At 51.3% G+C, this 7,156-nt stretch carries 4 protein-coding genes and 2 pseudogenes; all 6 read right to left on the reverse strand.

Going from position 1 to position 7,156, the window contains the following annotated elements:
- Positions 1 to 57: 57 nt before the first annotated feature.
- Positions 58 to 396, reverse strand: a pseudogene (locus H3001_RS18320) (SIS domain-containing protein); the annotation flags it as partial.
- Positions 393 to 707: pseudogene (locus H3001_RS18325) on the reverse strand (hypothetical protein); the annotation flags it as partial. The pseudogenes H3001_RS18320 and H3001_RS18325, both read right to left, overlap by 4 nt.
- 137 nt (positions 708 to 844) lie before the next feature.
- Positions 845 to 2,203: an efflux transporter outer membrane subunit gene (locus H3001_RS18330; protein ID WP_005816221.1), complete on the reverse strand. Its 1,359-nt coding sequence runs from the start codon at positions 2,201 to 2,203 to the stop codon at positions 845 to 847.
- Complete coding sequence (locus tag H3001_RS18335) at positions 2,204 to 5,317, reverse strand: efflux RND transporter permease subunit (RefSeq protein WP_005816215.1); 3,114 nt, start codon at positions 5,315 to 5,317, stop codon at positions 2,204 to 2,206.
- Positions 5,314 to 6,435, reverse strand: a complete 1,122-nt coding sequence (locus tag H3001_RS18340; protein ID WP_005816213.1) for an efflux RND transporter periplasmic adaptor subunit — start codon at positions 6,433 to 6,435, stop codon at positions 5,314 to 5,316. Before H3001_RS18340 ends, H3001_RS18335 begins: the two co-directional genes overlap by 4 nt.
- A gap of 43 nt (positions 6,436 to 6,478) precedes the next feature.
- A complete protein-coding gene (locus tag H3001_RS18345; RefSeq protein WP_032939761.1) occupies positions 6,479 to 7,018 on the reverse strand; it encodes a GNAT family N-acetyltransferase in 540 nt (179 codons plus the stop codon).
- Positions 7,019 to 7,156 lie beyond the last annotated feature (138 nt).

The following is a 7,156-nucleotide window of genomic DNA, read 5'->3' on the forward strand; positions in this document are numbered from 1 at the left end:
GCATTGTGGGGTAAGGGGAAGGTATGCACAAATCGGACAAAATTCACGCTCATACTATCATGATGCATAGTGTTCAAGCTCTTTACTGCAATTGAGATTGCCATTGAGATTGCTTGCGGATTTTAGGATATATAGGGGCATGTTCTTCAACTCCCGGACAATCCTCTCTACGGTTGCATCATCCACAGTACCACGCATCTGTCCCACGCAGAGGGCAAGCAGCATCAGCACCGTTACCTGTCCTGTAAAAGCCTTGGTAGAAGCCACACCTATCTCAGGTCCTACATGGATGTATGTCCCGGAATCCGTATTTCTTGGGATAGAGGCACCCACGACGTTGCAGATGCCATACACAAAAGCCCCCTTGCTCCGTGCCAACTGTATGGCGGCAACGGTTCCGAGCGGTCATACTTCCTTTGTAACTCCATACACTTCTCAAAGGAGAAGTCGGATGCCTCAAAAAGAGGCTGGATAAGGTGGGCGCATTCGTTCAGCAGTCCCTTGACGATGTGGATGTTCATCTCGTGGCAGTTTCGGCAAATTGCACTGTTGCAGTTGATATACCGATGACTGTTGATGAAGTCATCCACATAGCGGTCATACCGCTTGCCATTCAAAATCACATCCTGAAGATAGAGTTCTCTCGCTTCTAAGAGTAACTCAAACAATTCTTCTGCTACATCCTGTTCGGTAGCGAAGTGGGTCAGGTGTTGCTTCTCTTCAAAAAAAGAGAAGACTTTTTAATTTGTTTTTGCATACTAAATTACTTATTTATAAGTTTATGACGACTGAAATATAAAAATTACACAACATGGTTCAGTATTAGGTTATAATTCTTGTAAAGTTACATTCCTCCTCCCAACGCATGGTAAAGTTTAATTATACTTTGTATGCGTTCAAAACGAGTTTGTAACTGTTGCACTTCCGCTTCGAGAAGAGACTGTTTGGCGGTCAGCACTTCCAGATAGGTGGTATTGGAATGACGCATCAGCGATTCTGTCTTTCGCACAGCGTCGCATAATGTTTCAACCTGCCGAGCATTGATTTCAATTTGCGATTTTGCCGTCTGCCATGCGGTCAGAGCATCGTTCACTTCCTTTCCTGCGTTCAGTAATGATTGCCGGAACAACAGTTTGGCTTCTTCCTGACGGCTTTTGGCTATCTTCAAGTTGGCGATGTTTACGCCCCGGTTGAATAACGGCTGTGTCAGGGAACCGATGGCATTAAGTAACCATTGTCCGGGATTTACGATTACGCCACCGCCGTTATTAGTCCATCCAAGAATTCCCGAGAGGGTAATATTGGGATAGAAGGCGGCACGGGCCGCATTGGTGGCGTAGAATGCTTGCGCCAGTTCCATTTCAGCCTGACGCACGTCGGGACGGTTGGAAAGCAGTTGCAAAGGGACTCCGATCGAGACAGTATCGGGGAAAGCAGCCTCGGCCAGATCACTTCGTCCAATCGAGTGTGACGGCATGGCAAGTATCGCAGACAGGGCGTTTTCTGTTTCGGAAATACTCTTGCGTATGGATAACAGGGATGCTTCGAGTCGCATCACGTTCGCCTTTGCCTGCAATACGCCAGCCTCGTTTGATTTCCCCACTTTTTTCAACGCTTCAAGAGTGCGTACGGTAGTCCGCCAGTTCTCCAAAGTCCGGTTACTTATTGTCATTTGTGCGTCAAGCATGGCAAGGGTGTAGTAACTGTCTGCAATAGTGGCGACAAGCTGTGTCTGTACGGCCTGCCGGTAGGCACGGCTTCCTTGTAATGCGGCGGCTGCGCCACGCTTTGCCGCCGTAAGTTTGCCGAAGATGTCCAGTTCCCAGCTTGCCGACGCTCCCACATTATATGTCTTTGCCGTTGCTCCGTCATGTTTATTGGCATTACCTTCGGCAGTCAGTCCCAGTGATGGAAGATATGATAGTCTGGCAGTCATCAGGACGGCTTCTGCCGCTTCCACGCGTAACCGTGCCACATTGAGGTCTGCGTTCCGTTCAAGTCCGGTTTCAATCAAGGACTGGAGTTTCGGGTCGGTAAACATTTCCCGCCACGACAGGGACGCGATGGTCATTGTATCAATGTCCGCCGGCATGTCCCGATACAGATTCTCCGTTGAGAGGTCAGGGCGATGATACCGGCTGTATGTGCCACAGCCGGCAAGCATCCATCCCGACAATATGATATATATTACTGTCTTCTTCATTTAATTATGCTTAACACGTTCTTGGATATATTGGAATACAATAAACAATGACGGCACAAGGAACAACAGAGCCAAAGTACCTACAATCATTCCACCGATTACACCTGTGGCAAGCGAACGGCTGCCGTTGGCACCCACTCCGTGCGCCATCATCAGCGGGACAAGACCGAACACCATGGACAACACAGTCATCAATATGGGGCGCAGGCGGACTTTTGCCGCACTGTATGCCGCCTGTGCCAGCGTCATGCCTTCCGACCGCCGTTTACCGGCGTATTCGGTAAGCAGGATCGCTGTCTTGGCAAGCAGGCCTATAATCATGATAAGTCCGGTCTGCATGTAGATGTTGTTCTCCAGACCGAAGAGCCACGCAAACAGGAAACTGCCCATCAGTCCGCAAGGCACCGACAACAGAACCGCGAAGGGTATGAACACGCTCTCATACAAGGCGCACAGAATCAGATAGACCAGAACCATGCAGAGCAGGAATATAAGCGTGGCATTGTTGGTCGTCTTGCTTTCCTCACGCGAAATGCCGCCAAACTCGTATGTGTAATTTGACGGAAGCACTTCACGTGCCGTCTCGCCGATGGCTTCGAGCACCTGCCCCGAACTGTAGCCCTGAGCCGGAGACCCGCTAATCGAGATGGCGTTGAACAGGTTGAAACGGGTGAGGTCTGACGGGCCGTTGGTCTTGGTCAGGCGCACGAACCGGCTCAAAGGCGACATGCCGCCATCGGTGGCACGCACATACATGTGGTGCAGGGATTCCGCATTCACACGATATTCCGCCGGAGCCTGCATGGTCACATGGTAGAGCTTGGAGAACCGGTTGAAGTCGGAAACATATTGTCCGGTATAATAGCCCGACAATGTGGAAAGCACATCTGCGGGCGACACACCCGACTGTTCGCATTTGGCGGCATCGATATCCACCCAGTATTGCGGATAATCCGTGGCAAAGGAGGAATAGACTTCGCCGATTTCGGGTCGCTGCGACAAGGCTTCGACAAACTTGTCTGCCTCTTCCTTGAAGGCGGCGATGTTTCCGCCCGCCTTGTCCTGCAAATAAAGCTCGAAACCGTTTCCCATGCCGTACCCGGCAATCATCGGAGGCGACATGGCGAACACCGTGGCATCGGGAATATCCGAAGTGGCGGCATAAATCTTTCCGATGACATCATTGACCGACTGCCCCTCTCCCTTACGCTGCTCCCAGTCTTTGAGTGTCACGAAATACATCGCCTGCGAGGGACCGGAACCGCTGAAAGAGAAACCGGCGACCGCACCGCTGTATTCAATCTCGCCGATGCTGTCGAGACGGCTGTTGATACGCTCCATCACCTTACTTGTCTGAGCCATGGATGTGCCGGGCTTCGTGTTCATGCTCACCATGACCGTCCCGGTGTCCTCTTCGGGAATAAGTCCCGTCTTTGTGACATTGACCAGCAGCACCAGCAACCCGAAAGAAATGCCTATGATGCTCCACAACAGCCATCGGCGATGGATAATGAACATCACTCCACGTACATAGCGTCGGCTCAGACGGTCGAAGACGGCATTGAACGCTTTACGGAAACGGGCTGCAAAATTGTTCTTGGTGTTGCCCTGCTCATCGATATAGGGTTTCAGCAGCAGCGCGCAAAGTGCCGGTGAGAGTGTGAAGGCATTGACTGCCGAGATTCCCACGGCAACAGCCATCGTGATACCGAACTGCGTGTAGAACGCTCCCGAAGTCCCGCCCATCATGGCAACGGGGAAAAACACTGCCATAAAGATGATGGTAGAGGTCAGGATAGCCGACGAAACGCCTTTCATGGCATCATCAGCCGCGAGAACCGCAGACTGATAGCCCTCGTCGAACTTCGCCTGCACCGCTTCCACCACCACAATGGCATCATCGACCACAGTTCCGATGGCAAGCACAAGCGCGAACAGGGTGAGCAGGTTGACGGAGAAGCCGATCATGGACATCACGGCGAACGTACCGATAATGGAGACGAAAATGGATATCGTAGGAATAAGCGTGGACTTAATATCTTGCAAAAATACATATACCACCACGATAACCAGAAGTATCGCTTCAATAAGTGTCCGGATAACAGAATTGATGGAAGCATACAGGAACTTGTTGGTATCGGTAAGCACCACGAATTCCGTCCCTTCGGGCAAGTCCCGGCTGAGGTCGTCAAGCACTTCGTGAATCTCCTTGATGGTGCTTGAAGCATTGGACCCGGCTTTCTGGTTGATGAGCATCATGGCTGCCGGATGCCCGTTCACTTCGGAGGAATAGTTGTAGTATTCATCGCCCAGTTCCACATCGGCAACCTCCTTCAGCCGAAGCACATTGCCGCCCGGCAGTGACTTGATGACCAACTCACCGAACTCTTCCGCGCCGGACAAGCGTCCGCGGTATTTCATCGTGTATTCATTGGCGGTAGGATGATTGGCACCGAAGGAGCCGGTGGCGGCCTCGATGTTCTGTCGTGCGAGTACGGTGGATATGTCATCGGGGATAAGCCCGTATTGCGCCATCTTGTCGGGACGCAGCCAAAGTCGCATGCTGTAGTTGGAACCGAACATCTGTGCCTTTCCCACGCCGCTGATACGTTTCAGCCTCGGCTCGACATTGATTTTCACGTAATTGTTCAGGAAGGTCTGGTCGAAGCGGTCATCGGGCGAATAGAGCGCGAAAGTCATCAGTTCGGCATTCTGCTGCTTTTCAGTGGTGACACCGGTCTTGGTGGCTTCCGCCGGAAGCTGGCTCAGCGCGCCGTTCACGCGGTTCTGCACGTTTACCGCCGCCATGTCCGCGTTGGTTCCCTGCTTGAAATAGATGTCGATGGAAGCATCGCCCGTATTCGATGCCGTGGAAGTCATATAGGTCATGTCTTCCACGCCGTTGATGGCTTCTTCCAGAGGGGTTATCACTGCCTTCTGCACAGTTTCAGCGTTTGCTCCAGGATAAGTTGCGAATACGTTGATGGTCGGAGGTGCGATGTCGGGGTATTGTTCCACCGGCAAGGAAAACATGGAAATCATGCCCAACAGTACAATCACCACCGAGATAACGCCCGAAAACACCGGGCGGTCTATAAAAAATCGCAGGTTCATTTCGTTTCGTTTTTAGGGGTTATGCTCATGCCTTCTCTCACCAGTCCCACGCCTTCGGCGACAATGGTGTCACCGACCGAAAGACCTTCTTTTACGATAAACCGGTTGCCGTCGTTCAGGCGGTCCACCGTGAGATAGGCGGCTTCCGCCTGTCCGTTTTTCAGACGGTAAGCGATAATCTTGTCCTGCAGTTCCACGGTGGCGGTCATGGGAATGGTTACGGCCTCCGTTTTCGGGTTTTGAAGGATGACATTGCCGATGCTGCCACTCAACAGTTCGCGGTCGGGATTGGGGAACAGGGCTTTGATTTGTACCGTTCCGGTAACAGGATCCACCACGCCGCTTACGGTTTCAATACGTCCTTTCGCCTTGTACAGGCTGCCGTCGTTGAGTTGCAGGCCCACTTCCGGCATCCCGGCTATCATGCTGTCAATCGAGCCATAGCGAGCCAAATATCGCCGTAGCATATTCTCCGAAATGGAGAAATAGGCATACATCTCCGCATTGTCGGACACGACCGTGAAAGGCTGTGCCATATTGGGACCGACAAGCGCACCGATGCGATAGGGCAATGTGCCTACTACTCCGTTGCTCGGGCTTTTGATTTCCGTATAGGAGAGATTGTTGCGTGCATCCGATTCTTGTGCCTTTGCCTGTTCGAGTTCAGCACACGCCACTGCCAGTTGGTTCCGGGCGAGAGAAAGCTCGTAGTCGGATATGACCTTCTCGTCAAACAATGCCTGCTTGCCCCGCAGCTCGATTCTTGCCGTTTCCACTTTTGCCTGTGCCGCGCTGACATTGGCCTGCGCCGTGCGTAATGCCGCCCGATAGGGCACTTGGTCAATTACAGCCAATACTTGACCGGTCTTCACCCGTTCACCCTCTTTCACTTTCAGACGGATAATGCGCCCGGATATTTGCGGCAGGATGTCCACATCCTGCCGTCCGCGTATGGCGGCGGAATAGGACTCGGAGATTTCCACCGGACTTGCCGCGACCTTTATGACCCGATAACTCTGCACCGCATCCTGCTTGCCGTCCGCCTGCCTGCATCCGGTCGGCAGGAACAGCATGAGAGCAAATGCGGCGAAATTCGTGATAATGAATTGCTTGTTCATATTTTCTTCTTGTTTTGTATTAATTCATAATAGGTTTGGTGTGTCACCACTGACGGATGGTATTCCACTCTTTTTCGAGAATGGCATAAACACAGGTATCTTCATATTTTGGGGAGCCGTCAGGATTGTTTACGAATGTCACAAACTCTTTGAAACATCCTTCGCGGCGCATACCAAGACGTTCGCATAAGCGTTTGGAGCGGATATTGTCATCTTCCACAAATCCATAGATACGCCGTGCGCCCGCCTCTCGGAAAAGATAATCCAACAATCCGGCTGCCGCTTCACAAGCGAATCCTTTGCCTTCAAAACGTTTGTTGAAATGCCACCCCACATTATAAGTGTCTTCATTCTCACGCAAAGCGAACACGTCACCGATAATAAAGTCATCTTTTTTCAGACTCACCGCATAGCGCAGCATGTCTTTCGGGGAATACTGCATATATGCCCATGCCGCCTCTCTGGAACAAAGGCGGTCTCCGGCAAAGCAATTCACACGCGGATGGGAAAGATACTCCAACAACCCTTCGGCATCCTTCTGTTTGAAATTTCGAATGATAATTCGTTCGGTTTCGATATATATTTCCTTGTAATCCTTGAAACGGCAGAGCATACTGTCCATTGCCATACGCCGTGCATGGTAATGCTCGATATCTTTATCGTTCCATTCCAGTATTGTTTCACCCAATAGAGAAAATTTTATCATTTGAATATTGATATT

Origin of the sequence: Phocaeicola faecicola (assembly GCF_013618865.1) — a bacterium.
GTDB lineage: Bacteria > Bacteroidota > Bacteroidia > Bacteroidales > Bacteroidaceae > Phocaeicola > Phocaeicola faecicola.

Coding starts and splice junctions, on each gene's coding strand:
- H3001_RS18330 (WP_005816221.1), bottom strand. CDS start 2,203: ATGAAGAAGACAGTAATATATATCATATTGTCGGGATGGATGCTTGCC.
- H3001_RS18335 (WP_005816215.1), bottom strand. CDS start 5,317: ATGAACCTGCGATTTTTTATAGACCGCCCGGTGTTTTCGGGCGTTATC.
- H3001_RS18340 (WP_005816213.1), bottom strand. CDS start 6,435: ATGAACAAGCAATTCATTATCACGAATTTCGCCGCATTTGCTCTCATG.